The 14,772-nt window shown below is 40.7% G+C and carries 17 protein-coding genes and 3 tRNA genes; 12 read left to right on the forward strand and 8 right to left on the reverse strand.

The window, feature by feature from the left end; genetic code table 11:
* Nucleotides 1–120: 120 nt before the first annotated feature.
* From ABWT76_RS06175 to ABWT76_RS06200, 6 genes are all read left to right on the forward strand, one after another.
* Complete coding sequence (locus ABWT76_RS06175) at nt 121–651, forward strand: heme-binding protein (protein WP_354636387.1); 531 nt, start codon at nt 121–123, stop codon at nt 649–651.
* Nucleotides 652–833: 182 nt separating this feature from the next.
* On the forward strand, nt 834–1,793 hold the full coding sequence (locus ABWT76_RS06180) for an SPFH domain-containing protein (RefSeq protein WP_072160919.1): 960 nt from the start codon (nt 834–836) through the stop codon (nt 1,791–1,793).
* A gap of 196 nt (nt 1,794–1,989) precedes the next feature.
* On the forward strand, nt 1,990–2,898 hold the full coding sequence (locus ABWT76_RS06185; RefSeq protein ID WP_354635809.1) for an FkbM family methyltransferase: 909 nt from the start codon (nt 1,990–1,992) through the stop codon (nt 2,896–2,898).
* A 723-nt stretch (nt 2,899–3,621) separates the two neighbouring features.
* Nucleotides 3,622–4,002: a hypothetical protein gene (locus ABWT76_RS06190; protein ID WP_054469674.1), complete on the forward strand. Its 381-nt coding sequence runs from the start codon at nt 3,622–3,624 to the stop codon at nt 4,000–4,002.
* Nucleotides 3,992–4,399 (forward strand): hypothetical protein, encoded by a 408-nt coding sequence (locus tag ABWT76_RS06195; protein ID WP_054469673.1) that lies wholly within the window; start codon nt 3,992–3,994, stop codon nt 4,397–4,399. The genes ABWT76_RS06190 and ABWT76_RS06195 overlap by 11 nt, the downstream gene beginning before the upstream one ends.
* Nucleotides 4,400–4,401: 2 nt before the next feature.
* A complete protein-coding gene (locus ABWT76_RS06200; protein ID WP_054469672.1) occupies nt 4,402–4,770 on the forward strand; it encodes an HNH endonuclease in 369 nt (122 codons plus the stop codon).
* Between the two features lie 40 nt (nt 4,771–4,810).
* Here the strand turns inward: ABWT76_RS06200 and ABWT76_RS06205 are convergent, their stop codons facing one another.
* The 5 genes from ABWT76_RS06205 to ABWT76_RS06225 all read right to left on the reverse strand — a co-directional run bounded on the left by ABWT76_RS06205 (nt 4,811) and on the right by ABWT76_RS06225 (nt 6,887).
* On the reverse strand, nt 4,811–5,215 hold the full coding sequence (locus tag ABWT76_RS06205; RefSeq protein WP_054469688.1) for a type II toxin-antitoxin system VapC family toxin: 405 nt from the start codon (nt 5,213–5,215) through the stop codon (nt 4,811–4,813).
* A 235-nt stretch (nt 5,216–5,450) separates the two neighbouring features.
* Nucleotides 5,451–5,639: a hypothetical protein gene (locus ABWT76_RS06210; RefSeq protein WP_054469671.1), complete on the reverse strand. Its 189-nt coding sequence runs from the start codon at nt 5,637–5,639 to the stop codon at nt 5,451–5,453.
* Nucleotides 5,636–5,980: a hypothetical protein gene (locus tag ABWT76_RS06215; RefSeq protein ID WP_054469670.1), complete on the reverse strand. Its 345-nt coding sequence runs from the start codon at nt 5,978–5,980 to the stop codon at nt 5,636–5,638. The genes ABWT76_RS06210 and ABWT76_RS06215 overlap by 4 nt, the downstream gene beginning before the upstream one ends.
* 298 nt (nt 5,981–6,278) lie before the next feature.
* A complete protein-coding gene (locus tag ABWT76_RS06220; RefSeq protein WP_054469669.1) occupies nt 6,279–6,587 on the reverse strand; it encodes a DUF3181 family protein in 309 nt (102 codons plus the stop codon).
* A 39-nt stretch (nt 6,588–6,626) separates the two neighbouring features.
* Entirely contained in the window at nt 6,627–6,887 is a 261-nt protein-coding gene (locus tag ABWT76_RS06225) for a 2TM domain-containing protein (protein ID WP_054469668.1), read from the reverse strand.
* Between the two features lie 272 nt (nt 6,888–7,159).
* On the opposite strand from ABWT76_RS06225, the gene ABWT76_RS06230 reads away from it, so the two are divergent.
* Nucleotides 7,160–7,690: a magnesium transporter gene (locus tag ABWT76_RS06230; RefSeq protein WP_054469667.1), complete on the forward strand. Its 531-nt coding sequence runs from the start codon at nt 7,160–7,162 to the stop codon at nt 7,688–7,690.
* A gap of 20 nt (nt 7,691–7,710) precedes the next feature.
* Here the strand turns inward: ABWT76_RS06230 and moaC are convergent, their stop codons facing one another.
* Nucleotides 7,711–8,322, reverse strand: a complete 612-nt coding sequence (gene moaC, locus ABWT76_RS06235) for a cyclic pyranopterin monophosphate synthase MoaC (RefSeq protein ID WP_190877851.1) — start codon at nt 8,320–8,322, stop codon at nt 7,711–7,713.
* 34 nt (nt 8,323–8,356) lie between these two features.
* Here moaC and ABWT76_RS06240 point away from each other — a divergent pair.
* The 5 genes from ABWT76_RS06240 to ABWT76_RS06260 all read left to right on the forward strand — a co-directional run bounded on the left by ABWT76_RS06240 (nt 8,357) and on the right by ABWT76_RS06260 (nt 11,513).
* Nucleotides 8,357–8,430, forward strand: a tRNA-Arg gene (locus ABWT76_RS06240).
* Nucleotides 8,431–8,811: 381 nt separating this feature from the next.
* On the forward strand, nt 8,812–9,255 hold the full coding sequence (locus tag ABWT76_RS06245; protein WP_054469666.1) for an NADAR family protein: 444 nt from the start codon (nt 8,812–8,814) through the stop codon (nt 9,253–9,255).
* Between the two features lie 33 nt (nt 9,256–9,288).
* Nucleotides 9,289–9,356: transfer RNA gene (locus tag ABWT76_RS06250), tRNA-Val, on the forward strand.
* Nucleotides 9,357–9,895: 539 nt separating this feature from the next.
* A tRNA-Ser gene (locus ABWT76_RS06255) sits at nt 9,896–9,976 on the forward strand.
* 1,147 nt (nt 9,977–11,123) lie between these two features.
* Complete coding sequence (locus tag ABWT76_RS06260) at nt 11,124–11,513, forward strand: AbrB family transcriptional regulator (RefSeq protein ID WP_054468208.1); 390 nt, start codon at nt 11,124–11,126, stop codon at nt 11,511–11,513.
* A 296-nt stretch (nt 11,514–11,809) separates the two neighbouring features.
* On the opposite strand, the gene cheB is transcribed toward ABWT76_RS06260, so the two are convergent.
* Together cheB and ABWT76_RS06270 are read right to left on the reverse strand one after the other, a co-directional pair.
* The gene (gene cheB / locus ABWT76_RS06265; protein ID WP_054468210.1) at nt 11,810–13,078 is read right to left on the reverse strand and encodes a chemotaxis-specific protein-glutamate methyltransferase CheB; all 1,269 of its coding nucleotides are present in this window, start codon (nt 13,076–13,078) and stop codon (nt 11,810–11,812) included.
* Nucleotides 13,079–13,552: 474 nt separating this feature from the next.
* Nucleotides 13,553–14,767 carry a serine protease gene (locus ABWT76_RS06270; protein WP_231636869.1) on the reverse strand — a complete coding sequence of 405 codons (1,215 nt, stop codon included), beginning with the start codon at nt 14,765–14,767 and terminating at the stop codon, nt 13,553–13,555.
* Between the last annotated feature and the right edge of the window lie 5 nt (nt 14,768–14,772).

The following is a 14,772-nucleotide window of genomic DNA, read 5'->3' on the forward strand; positions in this document are numbered from 1 at the left end:
TCAGCATTGTGTATTATTTCTTGGGCTATCGCCGGTTGTCGGTTGCCGGTTGCCGGTTGTCGGTTGCCTAAATTACTCAGTAAATCTTATTCCCTTGATCAATCTTTTTATTTTCTCATTATGCCATTACCCGTCGGATTTCCCCCACCCACAGAGGTTCAGGTGATTTCAGTTAAACAATATCCTGAATATCGCGCTGTCACCTATACTCACACTGGTGCGGTTCAACAAGCCAGTCAAGTGGCTTTTAATCCCTTATATCAGCATATCAGTAGTAACAATATTGCTATGACTACTCCGGTGGAAGTGCGTTACTATGGTGATTCAGGGATACAAATTGACGCCTACAGTGATTCCCACAGTCATGCGGAAGTTTCATTTCTTTATGCAGATCCAACGATTACCCCAAGGGCGATCGCGCCCAATGTGAAAGTCACCGATTACCCCGCGATGACCGTAGTCAGCATTGGCATTGCCGGGGCTTATACTTGGGAGAGTTACCAAACTCATTTACAAGCATTACTCGATTGGTTAAGTCAACATTCTGAGTATAAAATTGTGGGAGAACCCCGACGCTTTCTTTATAATTCGCCGATGACTCCCGAAGCTTTGAAGCGGAGTGAAGTGCAAATCCCCATTGAATTGCATTAATTGTTGTTTGTTGTTTGTTGGTTGTTGTTTGTTATTTGTTATTTGTTGCTTCTTGCTTGTTGCTTGTTATTTGTTGCTTGTTATTTGGTGGAGGAGATATAATCCTAATAACAAACAACCAACAACGAACAACAAGCAACAACCAACGAACAAAGAATTCGCTAAATAGGAGCACAAATATCGTGAACACTTTTCTGATTTTATTTGTTCCTTTTGCCTTGGTATTACTAGGCGCTTATATTGCCACGTCGATTAAAGTCGTCAATGAAGGCAACGAAGCTTTAGTAGAACGGTTTGGCCGATTTAATCGCAAGTTAAAACCAGGGATCAATTTTATTGTCCCTTTATTAGACTCTGTGGTGCTAGAGGATACTCTCCGAGAACAAGTTTTGGATGTGGCAGCACAAAAAGCAATTACCAAAGATAGTGTTTCCATTGAAGTGGATGCGATTGTTTATTGGCGGATTTTTGATTTAGAAAAAGCTTACTATGCCATTAATAATCTAGAGTTAGCGATCGAAAATCTCGTAAATACGACATTGCGATCGGAGGTAGGAAAAATGAAGCTAGAGCAAACATTTTCCGCCACCACTGATTTAAATAGAACTCTATTACCAACCTTGGATCAGGTGACCTCTAATTGGGGAGTTAAAATTCTCCGCGTCGAGGTACAACACCTCAATTTACCCCAAAGATTAATCGAGTCAATGGAGTTAGAACGCGCCGCCGAAATTAGAAAACGCGCCAGTATTGCGGAAGCCGAAGGATTGGCGGAATCCATGAATTTAATCATTCAAACTTTACAGAGTCAAGGGAAAACTCCCCCCAATATGAACGAGATTCTAAAGTTTTTAATTGCTCAAAAATATGTCCAAGCTTCTCAAGAAATTAGTAAAAGTCCCAATAGTAAAATTATTTTTATGGATCCCAAAGCTTTAACCGAAAGCATCAATCGATTGATGGAATCAGACACTATGCAGTTATTAAATCCTGACTTGCCGATTCCTGGGACACCGGGAACCATGAATGGGGGGATACAGGGGGGCGGCAGTACGTCCTCAAATCCGACATCTTATGCTTCGTCAAACTCTAATTCTCCTACAATCAATTCACCGTTACCGGGAAATCAAACAAGTTCCTAAAATATTCTGGATCATTCTATCTACCGCGATCGATTCAAAATTCCCAGGGATTTTGATTGGTAGAAGTAGCAGTGATTTTTTTCGTAAAATATGTCAAAAATATTAACAAAAATTTTATATTTTGACCCCATTTTACCATCTATAGTTAATTTTCGTTTATTTTCATCATATCCTAGAGCGGAGAGGTCAATTATATATGAAATTTGTCACCTATTTTAAAAATTTAGTTTATCAAAAATTTCCCCGATTTATTTTTCGGTGTTTAACCAACGAAGAACGAGTAATCTATAAATTAAATAAATATAATTTTTCCATGCTTCTCAGTTTAGGAGACAATGCCATTAGTCGGCCAATATTAGTCAAGGGAGAATATGAACAATCAGTGACTAAAGTATTGATTAAATATTTTAAGCCAGACCTGCATTTTTTAGATATTGGGGCTAACTTAGGATATTATAGTTTGTTGGTAGCCAGTCAGTGTCCTCATGCTAAAATATATAGTTTTGAACCAGATGAAAAAAACTTTCATTTATTCACCACCAGCATTCTTTATAATCAGTTTCAGAATCAGATTCAATCTTATGGTTTAGCTGTCAGTGACCAAAATAAAAATATCGTGATTTCAGACTTAGGAAACGGGGCAAATTATGGGGCTAGGTTCACCGGCAATAACGCCCAAGAGTTACGGGCTTATGTTCATGGAGAGAATCCTTATTATGAAGAAATACCAGCAGTTAGTTTAGATGATTTTTTACCAGATATTCAAATAGATATTGTCAAAATTGATATTGAAGGGTATGAACCCTTTGCCCTCAAGGGAATGGTCAACCTATTAAAAAAGAATCGACCGATTATTTTTGCTGAATTTGCCCCGTCTAACTTAAAATTTTTCGGCAAAATTGAACCGCCAGAATTTCTAGAATTTTTTACCAATCTTGACTATACCATCAATTTAATCGATCGCCAAGGCCAGGTAATTGCTTACGAGCAAAATATAGACCAGTTAATTCAAGATTTTGGCACTTATCAAACACATCATCTCGATCTGATTTTCTTGCCCCTTTTGTTGCCCCTTGGGGAAAAGAGTGAGTCAAACCCTGTCTGATAATTTCTCAGATATAGGGAACTTCTCAGATAGTGAATTGATGAGTTTATTGGGGCGCGATTCCGCTTTGATTGAATCCAGAGGCGATCGCCTCTTTCACTGCTACCAGTTTGCTGATAGATTGTTGATTGTTGTTTGTTGACGGTTGACCGTTGTTGGTTGACCGTTAACAGACGGATCAGATTGCCGAGAAAATATCGGGAGGTGGTGAGGCGATCTGATTGCTAACGGTAGAGTGAGAGTTTTAGACGGTTGTCCCTCAACTGTGCGGACTATTGAAGAAAGGGGGCGGTGGGGGCTGTGAAGCCCCCACCGCCCATTCAGAACGGAGCGTGCTACTTTCACAGCAATCTGCTCCTAGCTGCGCTAGTTATTCCCAGACTCCTACTGGGGAGCTTTTTAGGAGTGGAAAACCCTTGGGAACTCGAGGTTCCGTTTCAAGTGACCTTTTCAGGTCGCGCCCGCGTAATCGAATCGCACTATAGATATTTACATTGACTGTAAGTCAAAGAACCAATATGATGGTACAATGATCCTTGTAACAACATGGTCATACTTGTTGCCAAAGTGAGATGCTACCTCAAAATATCTATGCCCAGTATTCAAGCGAAGTAATCGATTTAGCTAGATCGCCTAGCTTCCGCTTTCGCAGTTACATTAAAAATGTAGCATTTTCACCGTCAATACAGTGGATCCTTGATCGGTCATTATGAAAAAAATATTATGACTAAAAAAGAAGCAATTGAATTGGCTCGCCAAACAGGATGGACAAAAGCTGACGCAGAAAGAGCTTTTAGTAATTTTACAGGAGATATCAGTAAAAAGGATTTTTATATTGCTTTAACAGAGTTTGCTGGTTCTGAATTAAAACAGCGTCAACGTCTTCAAGCAAGTCAGAAAAGTGAAGTCACAAAAAAGAATAAGCAAATCAAGAAAATCGAATTAGATCATGCCGCTAAGATAGAAGATTATCAGAATGATCTTAGCAAAGAGAGAGAATTTTGGAGAAAACTGCTTTCAGGTGTTTATAGTAAAGCTAAAGAAGAATGGGGCTTTAGTAATCCTCTGATTGAAAAGATATTGAGTGAAGATAATGCAGCCTAAGCATCAAAAATCTGATTGGAACTTAACTCGTAAGCAATTAACCGCCTATGGATTATCAGAATATCATGCTATAATTCTGACTAAAGAACTAGAACCCATAGAAAAGAGTGGAAATGCTAATGTTTATTCGTGTCGGGAAATAATTGCATCAGCATATAACTACATTAAAAAACCTAATCTTAAGGCAGATAGTCAGGAATCTATCAAGAAATTGATCGAAACTTTACAACAAATGTTAGGTAATAAAGTGGAGATTCATTTTGAAGAATCGTCTAATAAAGATATCCAGAAAGCAGCAGCAAAATTAATTAATGCCATGTCTGAAACAGATAAATCATTAGCCAGATTAAAAGCAGATCGTTTAGAAATACTTCATAAATATAACCAGGAGATATAATCATGGATGATTTAAACTTTATAATTGCCAATTTACAGGATGCGATAGAAAAAACAGATAAATCTTTGCAAAGTCTAAAAAATGATCAAAAAATTATAGAATCAAAGTATGAACCAGTTACAGATGCTAGACGAAATTTTAACAATTGGAGAGATAGTGATGAAGGAAAGAAAACAAAAATTGAATTATATGAAAATCAAAGACATATATGTGCTAATCCAGACTGTGGATTGAAAAATGAATTACCTATTGAATATTTTGAAATAGATCATAAGTTACCTATTACTAAATTTCCAGAACTTGCTTTAGATAAAAGTAATATGCAATTATTATGTACACCTTGTAATAGAAAGAAAAACTCGAAAATATAAAATATAAAAATTGATTTTCAATATTATTTGAGTAAAACGCTTACCTCATTAATGCTTGAAAGCCAGCCTGAACAAAATGTTTATCAAATGTTAATGCTTGTGTTACTTGACTGTGTTTCATTACCACGAAAGAAACACAGTCAACTAAACCCCAAGATTTATCTTGATGTTTTTTGTATAAAGTTAATGATTGTTCCAATAAATCAGGAGTTAGCCGGACAACTTCCACATCATCAGACGCTAAAAATTTTTCCATTAATTCAACCGCTTCATTTTTATAGTTACTTGATAAAGTATTACCAACTTCTAAAAAAATTACATCAGTTGTAATCAAAGGATAACTTTCAAGTTGTTTAGCAAACGCTAAGGCCGCTTGGTGATATTGATCTCGTTTATTAATTAAAGCAACAATAAACAGCGTATCAACAAAAATTTTAGTCTTCACTGACATCTCTCCCTAATTTCATCGCCACTTGAACCGAGAAATCTTCAGGAGCATCAATGGAAATTTTTTGTAATTCAGACATTAAACTAGGCTGTTTAAACGGATATTCTCGAATCCTTGATTTTTTAGATAGAGTATCCCCTTAAATTGAGCTTTTTGTTAAATTTTCTATCTTTTCGTTTTGGAATCATTTTTTTTGCCATAATAACCTAATTATTTTAAATATAGACAATATTTAAAATAGTAAGTTTTGTTTAGTCATCTCTAATCTTTTTAATTTCTGTTCTCTAACTTCTTTTTCCATTTGAGCTAATAATTCTTCTAATTGAAATCCGAATTCTTGTAGTTCTACCCGATTTTTCCTTAAATTACTGACTAATCTTTTTCTAGTTTCTTCATTAGGAATAGATTTTTTTTCGCTCATAATAAACTCCACTCGATTTTAATTTCTTCAATACTACGTTCCAGCGCCGGAATTTTCAGTTGATTTTGAGTAATAGTCTTTTCTAGCAAGTTTAGCATATCGTTTGATAAACCAGGTTGAGCCTCGGCTATCCTGAGTCTTAATGTAGAAAGTTGAGCGTAGCGAGAACTCGCATCTAAAGCCACACCTTTCAATTCATCTAAAGAATTAATTGTTTCATCGGTTTCTCCGAAACGTTCAAACAGTAAATATTCTGTAGCTGTAGCCTCATCAACCAGTTTTGACAATTGTTTTAGCAGATCAAAGATTATTTCTAAAATATGATTAGGTAATTTTGCCATATTTCATGGATATATTGTTATTTGTAAATAATATTTTATCATGGTTTTATTCCATTTACCAGTAATGTACCTAGCATTCTGCTTCTTATATAATAGCATAAATAATATCCAATCGGAGAAGAAAGTAACATATTTTTAACGAATAATGTCAGCACAGATAATAGCAAAATTGATCGTTTACCTCGACACCTAAATACCCAGCATTGCTATTAGCTAAAGCATTAGCCAATCGATTATTGATTATTGATTGCTAGTGAATTTACCAAACAACCAATAACCAATAACCAATAACTAATAATTACATTTGCCGCTGAAATTCTTCGAGAATATTCATCAAATCCGTTTCACATTGCCGGGGCAATAAATCAATTAACGGCAGTTCCCGCCGTCCCCCACCTAACTTAATGGAAATACCGGCCAGAATGTCTCGCACGCGGGCTTCGGTGAGAGTATTTTCCGTCAGCAGGGGATAAAGCTGTTCCGCCAGAGTTTTGTGCAAATGGGCATCATCTAAACGCAAATGCCATTTAGCAATGTCCATATAGATGTTTTGACCAATTTCTGCGGCTAGTTCTTCGATTTCTTGGGTGTGACTGATATTAGCCATAAGCTGATTCCTATCTGTTAGTATTTGGCGGCTGAGAATCTATCTTTGGGTGAATTCATTCTCGGAATAATCAGCGATCGCAAAAATATAAAGGGCATGGGCTAAGATAATCAATAGCCATAAGCCGGTGAACCAAACAGTCCAAGAAAACTGTAAGCGTTGTAAGTTGAGGAAAAACCATAAACCAGAATTACTGGCAGCAAATATTCCCACATGGACGGCAAAGTTCATCCGGTCATCTAAGCGACGGTATTCTGGGTCGTTTTTTCGGTCTGGTTTGCGAGGCCAACGCGGTGGCATAGTTTACCTTCATCAAAATTCTTTCAGACTTATTGTACCGTTTTATTTCCCTGATGATTTTTCGAGAATCTGAGTTTTGCATGGGAATTTAATCCCAACCGGAGAACCTCTGTCCACAACCCCAGTCACGATAGATCGCCGATCGCTTTGGCGATCGCTTTGGTTAAAGGAAGATAAAAACTGGCAAATAATCTAGACAAGAGCGTTAGAATGCAAAAAGATACTTAAAATTCCCCAATGCCCTAAAAACTTTTCCCTAAACAATATTGAACATGACCGCCCTGCGATTTTTAAGAAAAGCAAGTTCTAAACGCAACTCCTGTTTAGCGATCGTTGCGCTTCCTGACGAAGCTTCCGCCTTCGGAGCTTATCGACTTCTACAATATCATGGCATTTCCCCAGAACATTTGGCGATCGTTGGCCAAGGTTATAGCAGTCCTGACAGTGTGGGACTGGTCGAACCGATGCAAATTGCCCGGCGTTGCGCTCGTCGGTTCGGCGCGATCGCCTCTGTGGTCGGGACAGTGATCGGTTTCGTCCTCTTCCTGATCTGCTATTTGTCTTTAGGCTGGCCCTTGGATGCCACCTTAATCCTAATAATTCCGGCAACAATGATCGCCACTGGTTTCCTAGGCGCTGTCCTGGGCGCTTTGTTAGCCTTCTTTGGTGAAGGTGCAAGCGCAGGAATCTATCGTCATCATCTGCGAAAAGGTCATTATTTATTAATGATCGAGGGAACTGAAAAATTAGTCCGCAATGCCCAAGCGGTTTTAAATCAATATTCAGCCCCCCAAACCCGTTAATGCTGATGTTTGATCCAGGCTCACTCTGGCATCCGCTGATAATCCCCAGATTTGCCTCCGCTTTTACTCAGGAGGCGAATTGCTTCAATCTGCATTGATTTATCCAAGGCTTTGGCCATATCGTACAGGGTCAGCGCCGCCACCGTAACACTGGTGAGAGCTTCCATTTCTACGCCAGTTTCCGCTTTGGTTTTCACCGCAGCCCGAATTTGATAGCCGGGAAGGTCGGGGTCAGGATTAATCTGCACCTCTATTTTTTTTAAGGGTAAGGGATGACAAAGAGGGATTAAATTGGCGGTCTGTTTGGCAGCCATAATTCCGGCCAACTTTGCTGTACCCAAAACATCCCCTTTTGGGGCGTTTCCCGCTTCAATAGCCGCAAAGGTCGATGGCAACATCCGCACTTGTCCAGCCGCGATCGCCTGTCGTTCTGTGGGGGCTTTCCCCGACACATCAACCATAAAGGCGGCGCCACTGGCATCGAGATGGGTCAGTTGACTGGGTGATGCCTCCTTGGTGGTGGGGTTGGAGGCGGGGGAGTAGGGCTGTGTGGCGCGATCGCTTGTCACCGCAGGTGTTTCAGCGTCCTCATGGGGGGAATTGAAAAAAAAGTTTTCGGAATTGTTTGACATTTCTCTGATTTATGTTAATATAAATTTCGGTTAAGGGCTTGTAGCTCAGTGGACTAGAGCACGTGGCTACGGACCACGGTGTCGGGGGTTCGAATCCCTCCTAGCCCGTTGGTGATTGACTCCTATAAATTAATACTTATAGGGCTTTAGTCAACACATAAAATATAAGTTTAAGAAATCTTTACTCAGTTAGCACTCTACCATAAGGGTGAATTGAGTAAAGATTTTTTTTAGGCTACCTAATATATCACAATTCTAGCAGTTACATAAGGCAGAATTTTCTCTCAATATTCTCAAACCTGGTGATTACTTAAACCCCTAAGACGGATGGCGCGATCGCTCATACAAAAACAAATCAAACCAATTGGTGTGCCTAACTTGGCCTAGGCAAAAAATCCGGGCGGTGGATTTTTGAAGATCCCTCAATTTGAATAATTTTAGTACCAAGTTCCGCCATTTATCAACTTTCTTTAAACAGGATTTAGGAAAATGCCGATTTACTTTTACAGCACTCGTGACCCTAATTATGGTTGTTTTTCCAACTTTTCCCGACATGGGTTTGAGTTAGATGACTTGTGGTGGCCAACCAGTGAGCATTATTTCCAAGCACAGAAGTTCGTAGAAAGCGATCGCCCTTGGTTTGAAAAAATAAATCAAGCAAAAACTCCCAGTATTGCCGCTACAATGGGGCGTGATCGCTCTCATCCTTTACGGACTGATTGGGAACAAGTCAAAGATGACATTATGCAGCGGGCAGTGCTAAAAAAATTTACAACTCATGCCAAACTTCGGGAAATTCTCCTCGCTACTGGCGATCAGTTAATTGTAGAAAATGCCCCAAAAGATTACTACTGGGGCTGTGGTGCTGACGGCACTGGCAAAAATCAACTGGGACAAATTTTAATGGCGGTGCGAGAAATCTTACGTCAATAGTAAATTAACCAGTCAATATTCATTAATCAATATGAGTCTGTAGATCAATGGGCGATCGCCTCTCACACAGGAGGCGGTGGGTTCAACCCCCACCAGATCCATCTATCTTATGGTGCCTGAAATCGAAATGGTGGAGACACTACCCTGTGAAGCTAGTCATTAGCCGGTTAGACTCCCGTCAGACACCCGGAAGTTTGATTTCTTCATCAACCACCGGAGGCAGAAAAGCGAGGGATTGTTATGATGGAAATCATGGGGAGGTGGCCTAAATTGGCAAGGCACCGTAAAAACTTGAGAAGCGGCTCCTAAAAAGACGATCGGGTTTATTGAGTAAGGTCAAAAGTTGCTTGGCGACGTTCCCTGAAACCGTAAACGGGCAACAGGTTGCGGAGGCACTGAAAGGAATTAATAGTCCGAGGTGGGGGCAGTTCCCATCTGCCTACGGGTAGTAAGGAAGCGCGTTTCCTGAAAGTTGTCGGCGATCGATGCGGGTTCGACTCCCGTCCTCTCCATTATTATATTTTTTTCCCTCTGAAGCCGGGATTTAGCACTGACGCTACGAACGTCGGATGCGGTGGTACTCTGCGAGAAGCCGCGAAAGCGTCTACGATTCCTGTTATTCCCACTGGTTTGATTCATGGAAGATGCTGCTGAATGGTCGGCAACCTGTCTTGAAAACAGGAGTATGGGAAACTGTAGGGGTTCGATTTCTCCATCTTCTTTTCAAATGTATTCAATTGTGAGTAGGGTGGGAAAAATTTTGCCCACCCTATTTATTTTTGAGAATTAATCTAGATTTTAATGTCCCCAAAAATTTGTTTTCTGCTAATGAGTCGATGCCCGACGATCGCACATTTAACCAAAGCACATTTAACCAAACTCTGCTTCAATCGCATCAATTTCTGTAAGCCATTAACATGAACCCAGCCAACATAACCAAAATTTAAGGAACGATGGACAGATCCGGGGTTACAAGTAAATTAACCAATCAATAAATCTGGGTTTGTAGATTAATTGCGCGATCGCCTCTCTTTTACACAGGTATCTTGTACATAGGAGCCAGATCGAATCGACCTGAAAATATAAACTATTAATTATCTGTTGTCAGCAACCTATTGTTAGCTATTTATTGCTGGCTATTTATGGTCTTTTGTAAAATAACAGTTATATGTTATATGTTATTTTTGTATTGGTTATTTTTTGGTTTTGGTCTGTACGGGGTTGTCATCGATGCGCGATCGATTTTCAGGGATTACTGACAATCAGGAACATCAACCGAGAAAAAACCCTCAGCCATATATAGCAAATAACAAGTAACATATAACCAATAATTAAGTTTTAAGAAAGAATAGCAAATAACAAATAACATATAACTGGTAAAATATAAATATAAAAAGTTAAAAAAAGGACTTATGACCAAGAACCTTACGACCGGCTATCAGCTATCAGCTATAAGCTATCAGCTTTTGTAAAGTTTTATCAGGGCGTGCATATTTTTCCCCCCTACTGACCAACAACCAAAGAATCCCTACCCAAAGAATCCCTACCCAAAGAATCCCTACCCAACAACCAAGGACTAAATTAGATTAATTTTTTTAAGCCCGGTAAAGGAGCGAAGGTTATCTTTACTTTCTTTTTCCCAGGGGTACTTCCCTGGGGAATGTCATGGAACAGAAAGGGTTCCAGTTACAGTCATTGATGGGATTTAGGGGTTAAAGATTCTATTTATACCGATTACTTGTGCCATTCAAGGTCGTTACCAAGGGCGATCTTTGACCTTAATCAAGAAAATTTTCAAAAAAAATATACGAATTAAACAAATCAATGTTAGACTTTTTATCAGCTTAATCATCTAAGGATATTGATTCATGAGTGCAGATCAACAAGCAACTCCTTTAACTGGCAAAGCACTGGTCGAGCAAGTTAAAAAGCTGGCCAACATGAGCAAAGAAGAAAAGGCCAAGGCTTGTGGTTACTACACAGTCACCAAAAACGGACTCGAAAGAGTCAATATGATGAAGTTCCTGAACGCATTAATCGATGCAGAAGGCATCAATATTGACAGTCAGCAATCAGAAAATGGTCGAGGTGGACGGAAAGCCAGCTATCGTATTACTGTTCAGTCAAACGGTAACTTGCTGATTGGCTCTGCTTACACCAAACAAATGGGTCTAAAACCCGGTGATGTGTTTGAAATTACTGTGGGACGTAAGCATATTCACTTGAAACAAGTAGAAGACCTAGAAGAAATTGCTTAGAGCTTAATTTTTCCAAGGGTTTTCACCACTGCTGGTCTTGACAGAAGCTTTGGGATTCAGCGAATTTTATAGGAACTTTTGCGGAAAAAACCGATCGCTCAACCAAAGCTTACCTTAACCTGAGAGGCTCATCGCTGAGATTTGAATTCTGACACGATCGCCCCCTGAACATGGGCATCGCCCCTGATTTGATTCCCACCTGTTGGATCGGTCAGAATTCACCATTGTTCCCTCAGCCATGATCGCTCAGGTATTTTATTTTCAGAAGCCAAAGTCGGAAAAATGGCGAAATGAACTTAGAAGTAATTAAAAAATAAGCGATTCACCAACAGGGGGGAAATGTCTTTCACGGGTAAAATATGGGTGGCGGCACCGAGAGCGATCGCCTCCTTTGGCATCCCAAAGACCACACAACTTTCCTCATTTTGGGCAATGGTCAACCCACCGGCTTGGGCGATCGTCAGCATTCCATCCGCCCCATCTCGACCCATTCCGGTTAACAAAACCCCTACCGTAGAACGACCATAATATTTAGCAAAGGAGTTAAACGTCACCGTCACCGAAGGACGATGACCAGAATAAGGTTCCGTTGAAGAATAAATAAATCGACCACATTGATCCAATTCCAAATGTTTGCCTTCTGGGGAAAAATAAATATGTCCCGGTTGGGGAACTTCTCCAAAAGGAGCAATTTTGACCGGCAGATGACATTCTCTTCCTAACCAATCAACTAATCCCTGTAAAAAACCTTGACTAATATGCTGAACACAAACCACGGGCACGGGAAATTTCGCGGGCAACTGACCGAGGATCGTTTGTAACGCCTGCGGCCCCCCCGTAGAAGCACCAATCGTCACAATCCGGTAACGTTGGGTGAGAAATGTAGACCGATCGTCTTTTGACGATGGAGTGACAGAGATTTGTTTTGGTCTGGTCGGGGTGGCAGTGGGGGTGACGGTCGGGGTGACGGTCGGGGTGACAGTCGGGGTGACAGTCGGGGTGACAGTCGGGTTGACAGTTGTGATTAACTTTGGCAGGAAAGATTTATTTTCGGGAGAAAAAGATTTATTCTCGGTAGAAATTGGCACAGGTTTGACTGGAGTCGCGGGGGTTTGAATGGGACTAATATTGCGCTTGCGACGTAAAGTAAAAACTGACACCCCAGACAAAACTCGGACTTTAGTAATTAACTCTTGTTTGATGGATTCATAATCGGCATTAATGCCAGCGCGAGGCTTGGGAAATACATCGATCGCACCCGCCGCCAGCAATTCAAAAACATTTTCTTTATTTTCCGGTTGGACTGAAGCACTAATCACCAGAATTGGTTTAGGACAATTGGACATCACTTGTTCGGTGAATTCCAACCCATTCATCTGGGGCATATGCAAGTCGGTGCAAATCACGTGGGGTTGAACCAAGGGAATCATTTTTAATCCCTCAACGCCGGTTCGAGCAGTTCCTACCACCTCGATATCTGGAGAGGAATTTAAAATACGTTTGAGGATAATGATGGCGACGGGTGAGTCCTCTACCAGCAGAACTCGAATCGGCTTTTTGTTCATGGTCTTCTTGCGTCCATTGAGGCTGATTTTTTACTTTTTTACTTAAAAATTTTTGTTAAACAGCATCTTCATAAAATTATAAAACGAAATTTGAGTTTTTCTCGATGAGTCATCGGCTTTTTCGCCGATCGCGCAATAGAGTGGTCAGGGAGAAAATTTTCCTGGTTAATTCCCATTGTTAAAGGGGGGTTGATGGGAGCGCAGCGATTATTTTTGACAAATAGGCTGATTTTTTGGGCAAAACTGTTCCCGTAATTGTGCTTTTTCCCAGCCACCTTATGAGGTTGATGGCTAAAACTTGCCAAATTCCCGACCAAGGCTAAACCCTAAACTTAGCCCGTGGTATCCTGGAAAAATCTGGGAAAATTCACCGATCTTATAATAGCGAAGACGGCAAACAGGACGGATCGATCCCCCTAAACCGGCGATCGACCGCGAACGGCTTTGCACGAATGAAAGCCTTGCATGGTCTAATTAATCCAACAAAATACTCCCCGGCCCTCCAGACGGTTCATCTCGCAGCATCGATTCTAGGGTAAAAGAATAAAGTTTATAGACATCTTCCACCACATCTTGGGGATCCGCAAACGCATCTTGTCCGGGATCAAATTCCAAGATGCCACTACTCTGGGCAATTTGCTCTAGAGGAGTTATTCCCGTTTGAATCATTTTCTCCGAGGGCAACTCTTGTTTAAAGGGTAAATTTAAGCCAGATTGCGCCATTAAATTGAGAAAAAAATTAATATTTTGGCCACTACTAAACTGCTGAATTAGTTGATTAAATTGCTGGAAATTTCCCTGAGACGGCGAATTATTTTCCGACTCCAATGGAGAACCGGAATTTGGAGCAGACTCAATATTGGGACTGCCCCCACATCTTTCTTTGAGTAAGCTGCCTTGTCCGTGACTGCCAATGACTCGGCCTTGGCGATCGAACACTGGCCCGCCACTCATTCCCACCCTAGTATTATCGAGGTAAAAGATACTATATCCTAAATTTGTGGGATCGGGATTGACTTTGCCGGTGACTGGCCCCCAAGCTAACCGCCGTTGTCGCCTTGCCTGCCGACCCCGACATTGATTTGTGGCGGGATCTCGTTCTTTTTCGGGATCGGGCCAACCAGAAATATAGACAGTATCCCCTGAGTTGATTTGACTGGCATCTCCTAATGTGGCAACGGGATAATCGCGATCGCTTTCAAAAACAATCAGGGCAATATCAATGCCTTTGACTTGATCTGCTCCTAAAGTGCGATCGACCATATCTGTCCCCGGAATAAAGCGATCGCGACAACCAAATCTAATTAAAATATGTTGCCGATCCGGTTGTCCTTGGAGGGGACAATTTCTGCCATCATTCACTTCCTGCACCACGTGGACTTGTCCATCCCAAGTGCGGATGCCGTAGTAGGGTTTTCCCTGAGAATCTTGCCAATATTTTGCCGTATCTAAATGTCTTTGAAAAAAATTATGGGCGACCGTTAAAACATAGTATTTTTTCCCTTCTTTGGCGATAATCACCCCAGACCCAGGATTCCAAAAACCTTCTTTATTTAAAGGATTATTGCGATTATTTTCTAAATCTTCCCGTAAGGTTGGGGTGAGTGCTGGGGCAATCAGTACGGTAGTTTGTCGGGCAATAGAATTAATTTCTTCTAGGGAAAATTCTGCCCGGATTGGCGTAGCCAATACAC

Origin of the sequence: Planktothricoides raciborskii GIHE-MW2 (assembly GCF_040564635.1) — a bacterium.
GTDB classification, from domain to species: Bacteria; Cyanobacteriota; Cyanobacteriia; order Cyanobacteriales; family Laspinemataceae; genus Planktothricoides; species Planktothricoides raciborskii.